We start from the raw sequence: 17,154 nt of genomic DNA on the forward strand, positions 1-17,154 counted from the left end.
AGGAGACGTCTACGCGTGGTAGGCGCGAGGTTGCTCGCGCCTACCTGGCCAGCGTAGCTGAGTTTGCTCAGTTGGCGGCCCAGAAGATGTAGTCCGCCTGGTATTTCACCACTTCCTTTGCGCCTTTGTTCGCGGTGGTGCATGGCGTAGCGGGAGCGACTCCGCCTTTGAGCGCAACCCGCTGGATATACGCCACGCCACTCATCGCACCTTTTCCCTCGGCCGGGTTGGCCTTGACCAGTTGATAGGGCAGGTTACCGGGGCTCGACGGCGCCACGGCCAATTGCGTGCCGGTGATGGTCGAGCCGTCCTTGGCCTGCCACGTGGCAGGTGGGCCGAAGTAGGTGCCGACCTGCTGACCATTACGGTCGTTCAACACGGCTTTGGGGCCGACGAAGGTCCACTCGGTCTGGCCGGCAGCGCTGGCCTTGTCGCGGCATTCATAGGTGATTTCGCCGACCCCGGTGGTTTGCATCGCCACCTTGTGGCCATCCGGCACCTTGATGCTGTCCGGCAGGCCCGCCTGGGCAAACGCCGACGGTGCGGCGAGGAGCAAGCTGGACAGGCACAGCAGTGTTTTAGCGTTCATGGTGTTTCTCCATTGGGTAGAACAGCAGGGTTACGTTGATGACTACGGCCCAGGCCCGCCCATTGGATGCAGGGCTTTGCGAAAAAAGTGAAGATTTCCAAAAAAGCATAAACTCAGATCGCATCGGTATAAGTGGTTATAAGAAAAATCGCTATCCTGCGGCCAGAAATTTATAAGGCCTCGGGTAGCTGGAATGGATGTAGGTAATATTGGTTTCGTGGTTGCCGGCCTGATCGTGGGTTTTATCGTGGGCATGACGGGGGTGGGCGGCGGTTCGCTGATGACCCCGATCCTGCTGTGGTTTGGCATCAACCCAGCCACTGCGGTGGGCACCGACCTGCTGTACGCCGCGATCACCAAGTCCGGTGGTGTGCTGGTACACAGCAAGAACAAGAACATCGACTGGACCATCACCGGCTGGCTCACCCTGGGCAGCGTGCCGGCGGTGTTGCTGACGTTATGGTTCCTGGCCAGCCTGCACACCGACCCCAGCGCGATGAACGCGGTGATCAAGCAGGCCCTTGGCGTGGTATTGCTGCTGACGGCCCTGGCGATCCTGTTCAAGAAAAGCCTGTTGGCCTTTGCCCAGCGTCATGCTGGCGACTCCTACCATCTGCGCCCGCGCAATCTGAATGCGCTCACTGTTGTGACAGGTGCGATCCTTGGCACCATGGTGGCCCTGACCTCGATCGGCGCCGGCGCCCTCGGCACGGTGGCGCTGTTTATCCTGTACCCGTTCCTGGCCACGCGGCGCCTGGTTGGCACCGAGATCGCCCATGCCGTGCCCCTGACCTTGGTGGCGGGCCTGGGCCATGCCAGCATGGGGAACATGGACTGGCATCTGCTGGGCTTTTTGCTGATGGGGTCGCTGCCGGGGATCTACGTTGGCAGCCATATGACCGGCAGGATTCCCGACGGGGTACTGCGGCCGTGCCTGGCGGTGATGTTGATGGCGGTGGGTTATAAGTTGGCGTTCTGAGCACGTGGCCTGACACCCCACGCTCCAACTGTGGAAGCTGCCTTGCCTGCGATGACGGCCTCACAGTCAACGCCTGCTAACCTGACACCCCACGCTCCAACTGTGGGAGCTGGCTTGCCTGCGAAGGCGGCCTCACAGTCAACGCAGCTGGATTGTGTACATATCCATTCCTGCGGTAACGGCCACTTAGGGTTCCGCCCTGACGGCGGGTCACTTTGGAAAAGCCCCAAAGTAACCAAAGGGCTCTTGCCCCACCACTCGGCACCTCGCCTAGGCTCGGTGTGCCCGTAATCCGCCAGTGATTTGGGGGGCCGCCGCCACGCGCCATCCATGGCGCGGGGCAGCTAAACCGGCATCCCTGCCGGTTTACCCCCCAAATCCCTGTCGAATTCCGGCCAGCGTGGTTTAACGGGGCGCTTAAGATCAAAAGCAGATCAAGAGCAAGATCAAGAGCGACTCGCTTCGCATCGTGGTTACGCTTGGTGCTGGTCGCAACTGTTGCTCCAGCAACAGCAGATCCACAAACTGCTGCGATCCCAGACACTGGCAAGCCATCGCTTCAATCCCCCTTTTTTCCGCAACCCCCAGGCTACGGGCATTTGCCTGCCCCTGGCACGCTTGCTGCGTAAGCCCTTGTAAATCCCCTGTACGAGGTACCGTCCGATGAGTCAGCAAGCCGTGAAATTTGCCTATTGGGTGCCCAACGTCAGCGGTGGGTTGGTCGTCAGCAAGATTGAACAACGCACCCACTGGGGTATTGATTACAACCGCAAACTGGCGCAACTGGCGGAGGCGGCGGGCTTTGAGTATGGCTTGACGCAGATTCGCTTCACCGCAGGCTACGGCGCCGAGAACCAGCATGAGTCTGTGGCGTTCAGCCATGCGTTGCTGGCGGCGACCACCACCCTCAAGGTCATTGCTGCGATCCTGCCCGGGCCGTGGCAACCGGCGTTGGCGGCCAAGCAATTGGCGACCATCGACCAACTGACCAATGGCCGTATTGCGGTGAATATCGTCAGTGGCTGGTTCAAGGGCGAGTTCCAGGCCATTGGCGAGCATTGGTTGGAGCATGATGAGCGCTATCGGCGTTCCGAAGAGTTTATCCGTGCTCTCAAAGGCATCTGGACCCAGGACGATTTCACCTTCAAGGGCGATTTCTATCGGTTCAACCAATACACCCTCAAGCCCAAACCCCTGGGCCAGCCGGAAATCTTCCAGGGTGGCAGTTCGCGGGCGGCTCGGGACATGGCGGCGCGGGTGTCGGATTGGTATTTCACCAATGGCAACACGCCTGAAGGGGTCAAGGCCCAGGTCGATGATATCCGTGCCAAGGCCGCTGCCAACCAGCATTCGGTGAAGGTGGGCGTGAACGCCTTCGTGATCGCCCGCGACACGGAGGAGGAGGCACGGGCGGTGCTGGCGCAGATTATCGACCAAGCCGACCCGGAGGCGGTCAACGCCTTTGGTGACGCGGCCAGGCAAGCGGGCAAGGCGTCGCCGGAGGGCGAGGGGAACTGGGCCAAGTCCAGCTTTGAGGACCTGGTGCAATACAACGATGGCTTCAAGACCAACCTGATTGGCACCCCGCAGCAGATCGCCGAGCGCATCGTGGCACTCAAGGCCGTGGGTGTGGACTTGGTGCTGGCAGGCTTTCTGCACTTCCAGGAAGAGGTGGAGTATTTCGGCAAACGTGTATTGCCGCTGGTGCGCGAGCTTGAAGCCAAGGCCACTGTAGGAGCGAGCTCGCTCGCGAAAAACGTCAACGAAGAAGTGGGTAGCCTGGTTTAACGCGCAGTCCTTGAGGCCTTCGCGAGCAAGCTCGCTCCTACAGGGTGTGAAGGTTTTGAGGGGTTTGCAAGGTCAGCACTTCAAACCCGTCCGCCGTCACCGCCACGGTATGTTCCCATTGCGCCGATAGGCTGTTGTCCTTGGTGACCACCGTCCAGCCGTCTTTCAGGCTGCGGGTTTTGGCGCTGCCCTGGTTAAGCATCGGTTCGATGGTAAACACCATGCCTTCGCGCAGTTCCAGGCCGGTGCCAGGCCGGCCGAAGTGCAGAATTTGCGGTTCTTCGTGCATTTGCCGGCCGATGCCGTGGCCGCAGTATTCGCGCACCACGCTGTAGCCGTTGGCTTGCGCGTGGCTCTGGATGGCATGGCCGATATCGCCCAGGCGCGCGCCCGGCTTGACCTGGCGTATACCGGCCCACATCGCCTCGAAGGTCATGTCCACCAGGCGCCTGGCCTTGGGCGTCACGTTGCCGATCATGTACATCTTGCTGGAGTCGGCAATGAAGCCGCCTTTTTCCAGGGTGATGTCGATGTTGATGATGTCGCCGTCCTTGAGCAATTGCTTGGCGCTGGGCATGCCGTGGCACACCACTTCGTTGATCGAGGTGTTGATGCAGAAGGGGTAGTCGTACTGCCCAAGGCTGGCAGGGCGGGCCTTGAGGTCATTGCGGATGAAGGCTTCGACGGCGCTGTCCAGCTCCAGGGTAGAGCGGCCGGCGGCGACGAAACCGTCGAGCATGTCGAAGACTTGCGCCAACAGGCGCCCGGCTTCACGCATTACGACCAACTGTGCGGGAGTCTTGATCATCAGCTGCGCCCTCGGATCAGGTCGGGTTTGTCCAGCAACAGCTTGTTGATCAGCTCGTTGTAGGGCAGGTGCGGGTTGAGTTCGGCGAGCAGGCCGATCTTGATCCAGAACTCGGCCTGGGCGTTGATGGAGCGGTCCATGGCGGCGCTGGCCAGGCGCAGTTGTTCGTGCAGCTGATCGGTGATCTTGACGATGCCCATAAGGTTCACTGTGTTTAATTGATATACGAATCGTATATGGTTCGTATGTCGATCGCAAACCTCCTTCGGCTAAACGGTGATGGGTTGATGGGTTGCGATAGGTTGCCGAAAAAGGATCTCCACCTAAACGCCGGTCCCCACGCTGCGGGTTAAACGTTTAATCGATGTAGTTCGACGAGGATGCCAAACAAGCCGTTTTCTTTAATATGAGCAAGCGGTTTGCTTATGAGGAAAGGTTACAACCACCACGGTTTTTGCCGAGTAGGCTTACTGATTGAAAGCGTCTTCCAGGGTTGGCAAGACGTGGCAGGCAAGTGCCTGTCGGATACATATAACTGTTGGCAGTCTCAAAAAAGGAGAGGTTAGCCATGCTTTCAGAACTAGAGCTTCGCAGCATCATTGAAGGAAGTTTCCTGCCTAAACGGTGCGAATGCACCAAAGCCGAAGATGCCTCGTTGACGATCAAGGTCTACGACGACCGCGACCGGGACCGGGTGGATTTGGAAGTCAAAGGTATACACCCTGACAAGCTCGACAGCAGTCGAGCGATTTGCAACCTGATCACCGGGTTGCGTGAGGACCTCAAGCAAAGCCACGCACCGGTACTGCAACGAGCCGGCGCGCGCGGTTATCACTAGCGGATGCTTGAGTGTAAGTTGATCCCATGGGCCTGGTAGTTGCCAGGCCCAATGTTGACATCCTTCCTGTTTACCAGCGCACTCTTACGCCGAGATTGCCACTGACACCCTCAAAGTTGTTGTCGTCCAGTTGGGTGCCATAGTTACCCTCCATATAAACGCTGAACGCGGATGACAATTGAGCTACAACACCGACACCAATATCAGCCGTGGAGGACTTGTGATCGCTCTTGATCCGGTCCACCTTGTCGAACGTCACCGTGTCGCTACCGCCGAAGGTGTGCCAGACATTCGCCCGTAGGTACGGCTCCACGGGTGTGTTGCTGACCAGATAGCGGCCCTTGAGGCGTGCGCCGATGCGGCCGGTCCAATACTCCTGGGAGTCGAAAGAGACCTTGGAAATGCCATCGTGCTGACTGTCCAGATCGATCTTCTGGCCGATGACCTGGGCCTGAGGTTCCATCTCCCAATGCTCGGATAGCCTGAACGGGTAGCCGGCCTCGGCGGATAACGCCAGGGCGTGGCCCTTGGTATCCATTTTCACCCCTCGGTCGGACTTGTTGTCGCCATCCAGGCGGGTACCCATGGCCACCAGGTCGACGTACCAACCGGTCGGATCGGTGAGTGTCCAGTAAGCGCCGAAGTTGTCGCCGTCGAGTTTGACCCGCCCGGAGCGATGGTTCTGCCAGCCCATTGCAAAGCCCTTCACGTCGCCGCGCAGGCGGCTCTGGCCGATAAAGAGGCCAAGGCGTTGCGTCTGCCCGCCGCTGGTTTCGGCGGCGTAAAGGTCATGGCCAACCTGATAGCCCTTGACCGTGCCGTCAAAATTCGGCGCCACGGTGCCCGACCAGCTTTTGTTGAAATCACTGCCATAGGCGCGGCCCCAACCTGCCGGCACTGCACCGGTCTCGGTCAGCAGGCTTTGCTCGCCCTGGCGTTCATGGAAGGTGCCCAGAGCCTGCAACGTCATCAGTTGCGCAGCGGGGATGTCTACGGAGTAGACCGGAACTTCCAGGCGATACAGTGGAATCGGCGCGGCACCTGCCACGGCGGTAGGAAGCACAGGGTTACTCGCCGCCGATTGCGGCGACGTGGCCGCGGCGACTTGGCTGGGCTGTGGCGCGGCAGGCTCGATCGGGGGCTGCGGTTGCGCAGTGGGCGGTTCCACGGAGGGTTCATCCGAATCCACTACAGGGGGAGTGGCGGGGACCGGCGGCACCGGCACCACCACGGGCGGTGTCGGCGGTACGGGTGGGACCGCGGGCGGTTGCACGGCCACCACCGAGGAACGAAGGAACCAGCTGTTTTCTGTATTGGCGGTGGTGCCGCCCTTGAACAGCAGGTATTCATAAGCTCCGGCGGAGACCGAGCCCTTCAAGGCGAACGCATCGTTGGTGCTGACGGCGCCGTTGAGCGCCTGGACCACTTCGATACCGTTGTTCTGGGTCAGCCCGCCGATACCGCCGAGGTTGTTGACGCTCAATTGGGTGTGACCGCTGATGTTGCCGTCGGACACTACCAGCTTGTCGGTGGCAGAGTTTTCGTCGCCCAGTACGGTCTGCAGGTGCAACTGGCCGTTGTTGCCCACGTAGTTGCCATGCACCGTCAATACGCTGGTCGCGCTGTTGTCGGTGGTCATGTCGACAGTGCCGGCGTTATTGAGCGTCGCCAGTTGCCCGGCGGTGTAGGGGCGGATGCTGCCTTGGGTCACGGCCAGGGTACTGCTGCTGTCGATGTTGAACGTGCCGGTATTGCTGCCACTGTCACCGAGGAAAAAATCCCCGGCCAGGTCCAGGCGTGAGTGGTTGGTGAGGTTGACGGTCTCCCAGCCGATATAGCGGGCCGCAGTGCTGGATGTCGTTGTGTCGAAGGTCAATTGATCGTTGCCCAGGCCACCATCGACGGAGGGTGTGGTGGCCAGCAGGCTTTCATTCAAGCCGCGCAGCAGGGCGGTGTCGTCACCATCGCCCATCAACACCGAGGACTTGATCTGCCCACCGTCAAGCCACCGGAAAGTGTCGTTGCCGACGCTGGCACGGATCTCACCACTGATCACGCCGCCACTCACGGTAATGCTATCGTCACCACCGCTGGTGCTGATATTGCCGCCGATGCTGCCAGCGGAAATGATGATGGTGTCAGTATCAAAACCGGTGACCAGGTTGCCCAGGATGGCGCCTCCGGACATGTCATAAAGGTTCTTGTCCAGCTTCATATTCACTCGGCCAATGGTGCCACCGCTCTGGTAGGCCACATCGCCGTCCTCAAAGGCATCGACGATGGTGCCTCCCTCCATCCTGAAGGTGTCGAGCCCATCGCCCTGGAACAGCGCCTGTATTTGCCCTCCGAGCATGACGAAGTCATCGATGCCAGCCCCTTGTTGCACCGCGCCGGTGATCTGCCCGGACTCTATGCGCACCGTATCCACGCCAGGGCCAAAGGTGACATTACCGTTGATGGTGCCGGTGCCGCCTGCGGGGAGGGTCAGATGGTTATCCCCGGAAAGGTCGGTAAGGCCGGGACTGCTGCCGCTGTCGCACGTATAGGTATCGTTACCGGTTCCCGGGGTGAGAACGCAGGCGGCATGAGAGGGTTGAGGGATCATGTATTGCAGTGAGATGAGGCCGACAGCTAAAACGGCCCGGGTCGAGAAACCACTGGGCTTTTGCATGGGTGTGTCCTGGGTTTGTTGTAATAACTGCTCCTGTTTTTGGGTTTAGCACAGTTTTCCAGTAGCGCAATTTTTTATGCATGGCGCGCAGGCCACGGAATACGTGGCCTGCGTGATGGCACTTTGAGTTTTGGCCGCTCAGCTCAAGCCAGTTGTTGACGATAGGGCAGGTCTGGGCCGGTCTTGCCGCAGGTCAGTGCGGCGGCCCGAATCGCGAAGCCCAGCATGGCGTCGATCTGCTCGCGACTGAGGCTTTGCAGCCCGTCAACCGAATCCAACTGCTGTTCCGTGAGCCACGCAATCAGCGCCGCCTGGAAGGTATCACCAGCGCCCACCGTATCGGCCATCACCACCTTGACCGCAGGTTGCGACCAGGTGCCATGTTGGCGGCTGTACACCGATGCACCATCGCCACCACGGGTGAGGAACACCAGTTGGCAGCGGTGGTGTAGCCAACCTTGCAGCACGCTTTCCGGTGTCTGGTCGGGGTAGAGCAGGTGCAGGTCTTCGTCGCTGACCTTGATCAGGTCGGCGTGTTGCACCAGCTCTGCGACGCGTGCGCGCCACAGGTGAATATCGGGCTGCGGGTTAAGGCGCACGTTGGGGTCGAGGCTGATCAAGCGCTTGCCGCTTTCACGCTTGACCAGGCTGAGCAGTGTGTCACCAATCGGTTGCACCACCAGCGAAAACGAGCCCACATGCAGCCCGCGAATCTCGTCGCCCAAAGGTGGCAAGTGGGTCAGTTGCAATTGCCGGTCGGCACACCCTTCGCCGCGAAAGCTGTACTGCGGCGAGCCATTGGCGCCCACGGCTACCATCGCCAGGGTGGTCGGCGCGTCGAACTCAACCAGAAAGCGTTCGCTGATACCTTCGTCTTTCAGTACTTGCTGCAAGCGCCGTCCAAGGTAATCGGTGGACAGGCCGGCGAAGAACCCCGACTCGATCCCCAGGCGGCGCAAACCCACCGCGACGTTGAACGGCGAGCCACCGGCAATCGCCTTGTAATTGAGCTTGGCGGCCTGCCCGCTGGCATCCTCCTCGCTGAAGAAATCAAACAGCGCTTCACCACACACCAGATACATAGTTGCTCGCTCTTAAAGGGTTGCCACGTGCTGTTGATAACGCTGATACGCCTGTTGATAGGCACTGACATTGGCGGCCACGGGTAAGGTGCGGCTGGCCGGGTCAATGCTCACGCATTTGTCGCACAGGCTGGCCAGCGGTTCGCCGCTCTGGCACCACGCCGCCTGGATCGCCGCGCCCAGGGCGGCGGCCTCGCTCTGTTCGGTACACACCACTTCGGTGTGCATGATATCGGCGACCATCTGCCGCCACAGCGGGCTTTTCGAGCCGCCACCGATCAGGCGGATGCTCTGGCTTTGCAGGCCGGTCTGGCGCAGCAGGTCCAGGCCATAACGCAGGCCGAAGGTGGTGCCTTCGACCACCGCGCGGCACAGGTTGGCGCGGGTCAGGTTGGTCATGGTCAGGCCCTGCAGGCTGCCGGTGGCGTGGGGCAGGGCGGGTACGCGTTCGCCGTTGAGGAACGGCAGCATGCTCACGCCATCGGCGCCGATGGGTGCCTGTTCGACCAGGGCGTTGAAGGTGTCGAGGTCCAGTTCGAACAGCTCGCGAATCACCCCGGTGGCGTTAGTCAGATTCATGGTGCAGATCAGCGGCAGCCAACCGCCGCTGGAGGAGCAGAAGGTCGCCACCGAGGCTTGGGGGCTGACGTTTGGCTGGTCGGCAAAGGCATACACGGTGCCCGATGAGCCCAGGCTCATGGTGATCACGCCTGGGGCGATATTGCCGGTGCCAATGGCGCCCATCATATTGTCGCCGCCACCACTGGACACTACCGCGTCAGGGTTGATCCCCAGGCGCTCGGCAATGGCCGGCAGGATCGTGCCCACCGCTTGGTCGGCCTCGATCAGTGTCGGCAAAGCGGCTTGCAGGCGGCCACTGGGGTCGATGTGCTGGAGCAACGCCACATCCCATTCGCGGCGGCGCACGTTGAAGTAACCGGTACCCGACGCATCGCCATACTCGGCGCAGGCGCGGCCGGTGAGCCAGTAGTTGAGGTAGTCGTGGGGCAGCAGGATATGGGCAATGCGCGCGAAAACGTCCGGGTGCTGCTCGCGGGTCCAGAGCAGCTTGGACACCGTGTAGCCTGGTGCGATGGCCACGCCCAGGCGCTCCAGAGAGCCGCGTTCGCCGCCCAGATGGTGCAGCAGCCGGTCGTTCTCCGGCGTGGTTTCGGTGTCGCACCACAGCTTGGCCGGGCGCAGCACTTGGCCTTGATCATCCAGCAACACCAGGCCGTGTTGCTGGCCGGATACGCCGATGCCGAGGATGTCCTGGCCATCCACGCCGGCCTGTTGCAGGGCGCGATGGGTGGCAGCGGTGAAGGCGTCCAGCCATTCCTGGGTGTGTTGTTCACGACGGCCATTGACGCCGCTGATCAAGGTGTGCGCCGCGGCGCCCAGGCCCAGCACCTTGCCGCTGGACGCATCGAGGACGATGGCCTTGGTGCCCTGGGTGCCGCAGTCGATGCCGAGGTAGAGGTTTTGCTGGGTCATGATGGAGTGCTCAGCAGTCTTATTGTTGGATTGAAAATACGGTCAATGTGGGAGCTGGCTTGCCTGCGATAGCGGTCTGGCAGTCACCGCAGGGTTGACTGGACCACCGCTATCGCAGGCAAGCCAGCTCCCACATGTTTAATCCGCTTCGTTCAGGAGGTTTTGCAGTGTGGCTGTGACGCCTTTGTCGCGCAGGCTTTCGTAGCAACGCTGGAACGCTGCCACAAACGCCGCCGACTTGGGAATAGCCGTGCCAAAAATCTCTTCCACCCCCAGCAACCGCTGGCTGATCAGCGCGTCATCGCTCACCAGCTCCTGGCAGAACGCTGCCCGTGGGTCCGGGATGCTGTAGCGCGCGCCATTTTCATCCACGCCTTTCAAATACAGCGCCCAGGCCGCCGCCACCAGGGCGGCACGGTCCGTGTCGCGGCCGTCGGCAATCAGGCGGTTGATGGTCGGCACGGTGAACTTGGGAAACTTCGATGAACCATCGGAGCATACGCGCTCCAACTGGTCGGCAATCGCCTGGTTGGAAAAGCGATCCACCAGGGTCTGCTTGTATTCGGTCAGGTCGATACCAGGTACCGGCGCCAGGTTCGGCGTGACGTCCAGGTCCATGTAGGCGCGCATATACGCCACGAACAGGGGGTCGTTCATGGTCTCGTGAACGAACCGGTAGCCCTTGAGGAACCCCAGGTACGTGAGGGCCAGGTGGCTGCCGTTGAGCAGGCCGATCTTCATTTCTTCATAAGGCGTGACGTCATCGGTGAACTGCACGCCGACCTTTTCCCAGGCCGGGCGGCCGTTGACGAATTTGTCTTCCAGCACCCACTGCACAAACGGCTCGCACACCACCGGCCAGGCATCGTCGATCCCGTGCTGGTCGTGCAGTTGCAGGCGGTGGGCGGTGCTGGTCATTGGCGTGATGCGGTCAACCATGGCATTCGGGAAGCTCACGTTGGCCTTGATCCAGTCATGCAGGCCCGCGTCGTGCAGGGCGGCGAAGGCCAGCAAGGCCTTGCGGGTGACGGCGCCGTTGTGAGGCAGGTTATCGCAGGACATCACCGTAAAGGCCGGGGTGCCAGCGGCGCGGCGCTGGGTCAGCGCAGCGCAGATAAAGCCGAACACGGTTTTCGGTGCCCTCGGGTGCGCCAGGTCATGCTGGATCTGCGGCAGGTGGGCCATGAACTCGCCGTTGCTGTCATCGATGCAGTAGCCGCCTTCGGTGATGGTCAGCGAGACGATGCGGATCTGGGGGCTGGCAAGTTTATCGATGAGCGCCTGGGCGCCGTCTTCGGCCAGCAGCATGTCGCTGATCGAGCCGATCACGCGCACTTGCGTGTCGTCGGTGTCGCCCAGTTCATACAGGGTGAACAAATAATCCTGGCCGGCCAGGTCATCGCGGGCCTTGCGGTCTTCACTGCGCAGGCCGACGCCGCAGATGCCCCAGCCCAGGCCCTCGCCGGTGTTCATAAGGGCATCGGTGTAGAACGCCTGGTGCGCACGGTGGAAACCGCCGACGCCAATGTGCGCGATGCCCTGGCGGATATCGGCAAGCGCGTAGGTCGGCACCTGCACTTCGGGCGCCAGTTGGGTGAGGTTGGCTTTATTCAATTTCATCTGGAAATACTCACGGAATCAGGCGGCAGCGCGCAGTGGACGGGCCACGGCTACGCCATCGGTGTCGAACAGATGGCAGTGCGCCGGGTCCAGGTGCAACTGCAGCGTTTCGCCGTATTGGCTGGCCATGTCGCCACGGATACGCATGGTCAGCGGTTCGCCGTTGCGGGTGATGACGTGGCAGAAGGTGTCGCTGCCCAGGCGCTCGCCAACGTCAGCGGTCACGGTCAGGGTGGTTTGCCCTGGCGCGGCGATTTCCAGATGTTCCGGGCGAATGCCCAGGGTTACCGCGCTGCCCACGCTCAGGGTGGCGCCGCTCAACGGCAGGCTGATCAGGGTGCCGGCGTCCAGTTGCACCTCGCAGCCTTGGCTGTCGACGCGGATGACCTGGCCCTTGAGGAAACCCATCTTCGGCGTGCCGAGAAAACCGGCCACAAACAGGTTGGCTGGCTGGTGGTACAGCTCCAGCGGCGAGCCGACCTGTTCGATGCGCCCACTGTTGAGCACCACCACCTTGTCGGCCAGGGTCATGGCTTCGACCTGGTCGTGGGTCACGTAGATCATGGTCGCTTGCAGTTCTTTATGCAGGCGCGCCAGCTCCAGGCGCATCTGCACGCGCAGTGCGGCGTCGAGGTTGGACAGCGGTTCGTCGAACAGGAAGATCTTCGGGTTACGCACAATCGCTCGGCCAATCGCCACGCGCTGGCGCTGGCCACCCGAGAGTTGCTTGGGCTTGCGCTCCAGCAAAGGCCCCAGCTCAAGGATGCGTGCCGCTTCGCTGACTTTGCTCTCGACCAGCTTCTTGTCGACACCCGCCAGGTCCAGGGCAAACGACATGTTCTTGCGCACGCTCATGTGCGGGTACAGCGCGTAGGTCTGGAACACCATGGCCAGGTCGCGCTTGGCCGGGGTGACTTCGGTGATGTCGCGGCCATCGAGTTCGATGGTACCGTCGCTGACCTCTTCCAGGCCGGCGATCAGGCGCAGCAGGGTGGATTTGCCACAGCCCGACGGGCCGACGAACACCACGAATTCCTTGTCGTTCACTTCCAGGTCGATGCCCTTGATGATGGAAAAACCTTCGAAGCCTTTTTGCAGATTCTTGATTTTCAGGTTGGCCATGATGGGCCTCCTTTTCGAATTATTATTTGACGGCGCCAAAGGACAAACCGCGTACCAACTGCTTCTGGCTGATCCAGCCAAAGATCAGGATCGGCGCGCAGGCCAGGGTCGAGACGGCGGACAGCTTGGCCCAGAACAAGCCTTCGGGGCTGGAGTAGGAGGCGATCAAGGCGGTCAACGGCGCGGCGCTGGAGGAGGTCAGGTTCAGCGACCAGAACGCCTCGTTCCAGCACAGGATCAACGACAGCAGTACCGTGGACGCCAGGCCACCCTTGGCGATTGGCAGCAGCACGCGCACCATTTCCTGCCACAGGGTGGCGCCGTCCAGGCGGGCGGCTTCGAGGATGTCCTTGGGGATGTCCTTGAAGTAGGTGTACACCATCCACACCACAATCGGCAGGTTGATCAGGGTGTAGATGATGATCAGCGCAATGCGCGTATCCAACAGGCCAAAGCTCTTGGCCAGCAGGTAGATCGGCATCAGTACGCCCACCGGCGGCAGCATCTTGGTGGACAGCATCCACAGCAGCGTGCCCTTGGTGCGCTGGGTTTCGTAGAACGCCATAGAGTAGGCGGCCGGTACCGAAATCAGCAGGCACAGGGCGGTGGCGCTGAACGAAATCACCACCGAGTTCCAGGCGTAGGCAAAGTAGTTGCTGCGCTCGTTGATGTGCAGGTAGTTCTCCAGCGTCGGCGTGAAGATGAACTGCGGCGGCGTGGCGAAGGCGTCGATTTCGGTCTTGAAACTGGTCAGCACCATCCAGAAGATCGGGAAGAAAATCAGGATCGCAATGGCCCAGGCCAGCGTGCCGAGCAACAGGCTTTGCAGGCGGCGGGATTGTTGAAGCGTCATGGCGCGGCCCTCAAGGCTTGTCAGTCAGGTTTTTGCCGATCATCCGCACCAGGATGATCGCCGCGATATTGGCGATGACCACGGCAATCAAGCCGCCGGCCGAGGCCATGCCCACGTCGAACTGCACCAGCGCCTGGTTGTAGATCAGGTAGGCGAGGTTGGTCGAGGCGTAGCCGGGGCCACCGTTGGTGGTGGTGAAGATTTCGGCGAACACCGAGAGCAGGAAGATGGTTTCGATCATCACCACCACGGCAATCGGGCGGGCCAGGTGGGGTAGGGTCAGGTGCCAGAAAATCGCAATGGCGCCGGCACCGTCCAGGCGTGCCGCTTCCTTTTGCTCTTGGTCTAGCGACTGCATCGCGGTCATCAGCAGCAGGATCGCAAAGGGCAGCCATTGCCACGACACAATGATGATGATCGACAGCAGCGGGTAATGCGCCAGCCAGTCCACCGGTTCGGCGCCGAAGAACTTCCACACGGCGGCGAGAATCCCCGACACCGGGTGGAAAATCAGGTTCTTCCAGATCAACGCGCCGACGGTGGGCATGATGAAGAACGGCGAAATCAGCATCACCCTCACGATGCCGCGCCCCAGGAACTCACTGGCCTCCAGCAACGCACTGATCAACACGCCGAACACCACGCTGATCAGCAATACGCTGCCTACCAGCAATAGGGTATTGGTGGCGCCAGGCAGGAACCCCGAGTCGGTGATGAAGTAGCTGAAGTTTTCCAGCCCAACGAATTGGTTTTCGCCAGGGTAGAGCAGGTTGTAGCGGATCAGCGAAAAGTACAGGGTCATGCCCAGCGGCACGATCATCCACAGCAGCAGCAAGGCCACCGAGGGGCTGACGAGAAACCAGCCGGGGTTGGCCAGGCGGTTTTTTGGAGGTGTATTCATGGTGATCAGAACCAGTCAGATGCCTACAGAACCTGCGTCGGAGCGCGGTCACTGTGGGAGCTGGCTTGCCTGCGATGGCATCGCCTCGGTGCTACTGATAGACCGAGTTGTTTGCATCGCAGGCAAGCCAGCTCCCACAAAAGCCCAGCGCCTACATGTGCGGTGGTGTGGCAGGGTTATTTGGGGTAACCGGCCCGCTTCATTTCCCGCTCGGTTGTAGTCTGCGCGGCGGTCAACGCAGCATCGACGGTCTGCTGACCGGTCAACGCGCCCGAGAAGAACTTGCCCACCTGGGTACCAATCGCCTGGAATTCAGGAATGGTCACCAACTGGATACCGATATACGGCACCGGTTTCTCGGTCGGCTTGGTGGGGTCGGCCACTTTCAGCGATTCCAGCGTCACCTTGGCGAACGGTGCGGCCTTCATGTACTCCTCGCTGTAGGTCGAGGTGCGTGTGCCCGGTGGTACGTTGGCGATGCCATCGGTCTTGGCCACAAGTTGGCCGTATTCCTTGGAGGTGGCCCAACTGGTGAATACCTTGGCGGCATCCTTGGCTTTGGAGCTGGTCGGGATCGCCAGGCTCCAGGAATACAGCCATGACGTGCCCTTGTCGGTCTTCTCGTGGGGCGCAAACGTGAAGCCGACATGCTCGGCGACCTTGCTCTGGCTCTTGTCGGTAACAAACGAGCCCGCCACGCTGGCATCCACCCAGATCGCGCACTTGCCGCTGTTGAACAGTGCCAGGTTCTCGTTGAAGCCGTTGCTGGAAGCACCCGGCGGGCCGGATTTCTTCATGTTGTCGACGTAGAAATTCAGCGCGTTCTTCCACTCGGGGCCGTTGAATTCCGGCTGCCACTTCTCATCGAACCAGCGCGCGCCGAAGCCGTTGGCCAGTGTGGTGATCAGCGCCATGTTCTCACCCCAACCGGCTTTGCCGCGCAGGCACAGGCCATATTGTTCTTTGGACTTGTCGGTGAGCTTGGCGGCGAATTCGCCGATCTGGCTCCAGGTCGGGTGCTCAGGCATGCTCAGCCCGGCGTCCTTGAACAGGTCGGTGCGGTAATAGGTGATCGAGCTTTCGGCGTAGAACGGCAGGGCATACAAGGAGCCTTTGACGGACAAACCGTCACGCACCGAAGGGAACACGTCATCAAGGTCATAGGAAGCCGGCAGGTCTTTCATCGGCTCCAGCCAACCCTTGGCGCCCCACAGTGCGGCTTCGTACATGCCGATGGTCAATACATCGAACTGCCCGCCCTGGGTAGCGATGTCGGTAGTCAGCCGTTGGCGCAACACGTTTTCTTCGAGCACCACCCAGTTCAGCTTGATCTCCGGGTGCTCGGCCTCGAAGGTTTTCGAGAGCTTCTGCATGCGGATCATGTCGCTGTTGTTGACGGTGGCAATGGTCAGGGTTTGCGCGCCAAGGCTGACGGCGCTGAGGGTCATGCATGCAGTCATGCAAGAACAGGCAAGCAGGGTTTTTACTGTGAACTTCATCGCGCACTCCATTTCCGCGCCCAGGGGGCTACAGAAGGACGGTTATTGTTGTTGTGTCTTCCTACAAGGAGTCAGGAAGAGTGTGCGTTGATTACAGCCTTCAAAAGCGGCGGTGACAAATCCTTGGGAGCACTGGGACTGATACTTTTTTGCACTGAGAATCTTCGAGCGCGGATCAGGCACCCGAAGAGGGGTAATGCCTATTTGCTATTTATAGGCACTCCCCAGCCAAACGGCTGACGATGTATCCGATACAAAGCCTTCCAGCACAGGCCCATAACCTGCCTGTGCTTTCGCGTCATAGGCATACCAGCTACCGTTCTGGCATACCGCATTGAGTTCGACCGGCTCGTTGGCTCCGGAGCGCAGAATGCCTTGCGCCATATTGGCCTGCTGAGCAAATTGCTCGCCCAGTTTGCGTGGTGAACAGACCGTCAGGGGTGTATGGGTGCTTTAGTGGTTTTTTTTCGAACGGGCCCCAGCACGCTGATGCTCTCGATCACCATTTTCCGGTTGGAGTCAAATTTGAAGCTTACCCACACCTCGCCAGTCGCCGTGGACCTGATGTAGAACCGATAAAGGCTTGGCTTTTCGACTGATATGTCGTTGAGCCGTCCTGTTCCTTCCGGATGAGCGCCGATGAGTGTTTCACCGGCTTGTTCGCCGCGCAGCCTGATGACCACTTCAACGTCGGCGGCCCCGGTCAGCGCTTTGCCCCAGTCTCTATTGACCGATGTCGAGAACCAGCGACTTTGTTTGTCGTAATTGTCGATATGTATCTGGCCTTCGCCGGTCCAGCCGAAGGTCTCTCCGGGTATTTCAAAGCGGCTGAACTCATTGATTGCACGAGGGGTGGCTGTTTTCTTCATGACGGGGCTCCAATGGACTATTCACAGAGCCAGAGTTCACA

General features: G+C 60.5%; 15 protein-coding genes. 3 read left to right on the forward strand and 12 right to left on the reverse strand.

Annotation, left to right across the window (positions count from 1 at the left end; translation table 11 throughout):
• Positions 1-67: 67 nt before the first annotated feature.
• Positions 68-589, reverse strand: a complete 522-nt coding sequence (locus tag BT204_RS18755; protein WP_054897462.1) for a DUF3455 domain-containing protein — start codon at positions 587-589, stop codon at positions 68-70.
• Positions 590-782: 193 nt separating this feature from the next.
• Here BT204_RS18755 and BT204_RS18760 point away from each other — a divergent pair, with 193 nt between their 5' ends.
• Complete coding sequence (locus BT204_RS18760; RefSeq protein ID WP_054921460.1) at positions 783-1,568, forward strand: sulfite exporter TauE/SafE family protein; 786 nt, start codon at positions 783-785, stop codon at positions 1,566-1,568.
• 663 nt (positions 1,569-2,231) lie between these two features.
• Positions 2,232-3,356, forward strand: a complete 1,125-nt coding sequence (sfnG, locus tag BT204_RS18770) for a dimethylsulfone monooxygenase SfnG (RefSeq protein ID WP_054897460.1) — start codon at positions 2,232-2,234, stop codon at positions 3,354-3,356.
• A gap of 37 nt (positions 3,357-3,393) precedes the next feature.
• Here sfnG and map read toward each other — a convergent pair whose 3' ends face one another.
• Both map and BT204_RS18780 read right to left on the reverse strand, forming a co-directional pair.
• Complete coding sequence (gene map / locus BT204_RS18775; protein ID WP_072447843.1) at positions 3,394-4,164, reverse strand: type I methionyl aminopeptidase; 771 nt, start codon at positions 4,162-4,164, stop codon at positions 3,394-3,396.
• Positions 4,164-4,364: a ParD-like family protein gene (locus BT204_RS18780; protein ID WP_003190946.1), complete on the reverse strand. Its 201-nt coding sequence runs from the start codon at positions 4,362-4,364 to the stop codon at positions 4,164-4,166. Before BT204_RS18780 ends, map begins: the two co-directional genes overlap by 1 nt.
• A gap of 368 nt (positions 4,365-4,732) precedes the next feature.
• Between BT204_RS18780 and BT204_RS18785 the strand changes: the two genes are divergently transcribed.
• Complete coding sequence (locus tag BT204_RS18785; RefSeq protein ID WP_034127656.1) at positions 4,733-5,002, forward strand: DUF1652 domain-containing protein; 270 nt, start codon at positions 4,733-4,735, stop codon at positions 5,000-5,002.
• A 70-nt stretch (positions 5,003-5,072) separates the two neighbouring features.
• Here BT204_RS18785 and BT204_RS18790 read toward each other — a convergent pair whose 3' ends face one another.
• From BT204_RS18790 to BT204_RS18830, 9 genes are all read right to left on the reverse strand, one after another.
• Positions 5,073-7,673, reverse strand: a complete 2,601-nt coding sequence (locus tag BT204_RS18790; protein WP_072447845.1) for an autotransporter family protein — start codon at positions 7,671-7,673, stop codon at positions 5,073-5,075.
• 143 nt (positions 7,674-7,816) lie between these two features.
• Complete coding sequence (locus BT204_RS18795) at positions 7,817-8,755, reverse strand: carbohydrate kinase family protein (RefSeq protein WP_072447847.1); 939 nt, start codon at positions 8,753-8,755, stop codon at positions 7,817-7,819.
• 12 nt (positions 8,756-8,767) lie between these two features.
• Positions 8,768-10,249: a xylulokinase gene (gene xylB, locus BT204_RS18800; RefSeq protein WP_072447849.1), complete on the reverse strand. Its 1,482-nt coding sequence runs from the start codon at positions 10,247-10,249 to the stop codon at positions 8,768-8,770.
• A gap of 138 nt (positions 10,250-10,387) precedes the next feature.
• Complete coding sequence (locus tag BT204_RS18805) at positions 10,388-11,869, reverse strand: mannitol dehydrogenase family protein (RefSeq protein ID WP_072447851.1); 1,482 nt, start codon at positions 11,867-11,869, stop codon at positions 10,388-10,390.
• An 18-nt stretch (positions 11,870-11,887) separates the two neighbouring features.
• Positions 11,888-12,991: an ABC transporter ATP-binding protein gene (gene ugpC / locus BT204_RS18810; protein ID WP_072447853.1), complete on the reverse strand. Its 1,104-nt coding sequence runs from the start codon at positions 12,989-12,991 to the stop codon at positions 11,888-11,890.
• A 22-nt stretch (positions 12,992-13,013) separates the two neighbouring features.
• Positions 13,014-13,844, reverse strand: a complete 831-nt coding sequence (locus tag BT204_RS18815) for a carbohydrate ABC transporter permease (protein WP_005788583.1) — start codon at positions 13,842-13,844, stop codon at positions 13,014-13,016.
• 10 nt (positions 13,845-13,854) lie between these two features.
• Positions 13,855-14,745 carry a carbohydrate ABC transporter permease gene (locus tag BT204_RS18820; RefSeq protein WP_034127650.1) on the reverse strand — a complete coding sequence of 297 codons (891 nt, stop codon included), beginning with the start codon at positions 14,743-14,745 and terminating at the stop codon, positions 13,855-13,857.
• A gap of 176 nt (positions 14,746-14,921) precedes the next feature.
• Positions 14,922-16,244: an ABC transporter substrate-binding protein gene (locus tag BT204_RS18825; protein ID WP_072447855.1), complete on the reverse strand. Its 1,323-nt coding sequence runs from the start codon at positions 16,242-16,244 to the stop codon at positions 14,922-14,924.
• A 434-nt stretch (positions 16,245-16,678) separates the two neighbouring features.
• A complete protein-coding gene (locus BT204_RS18830; RefSeq protein ID WP_072447857.1) occupies positions 16,679-17,113 on the reverse strand; it encodes a hypothetical protein in 435 nt (144 codons plus the stop codon).
• Between the last annotated feature and the right edge of the window lie 41 nt (positions 17,114-17,154).

This window comes from Pseudomonas sp. NFPP02 (assembly GCF_900119355.1).
In the GTDB taxonomy this organism is placed as follows: domain Bacteria; phylum Pseudomonadota; class Gammaproteobacteria; order Pseudomonadales; family Pseudomonadaceae; genus Aquipseudomonas; species Aquipseudomonas paracarnis.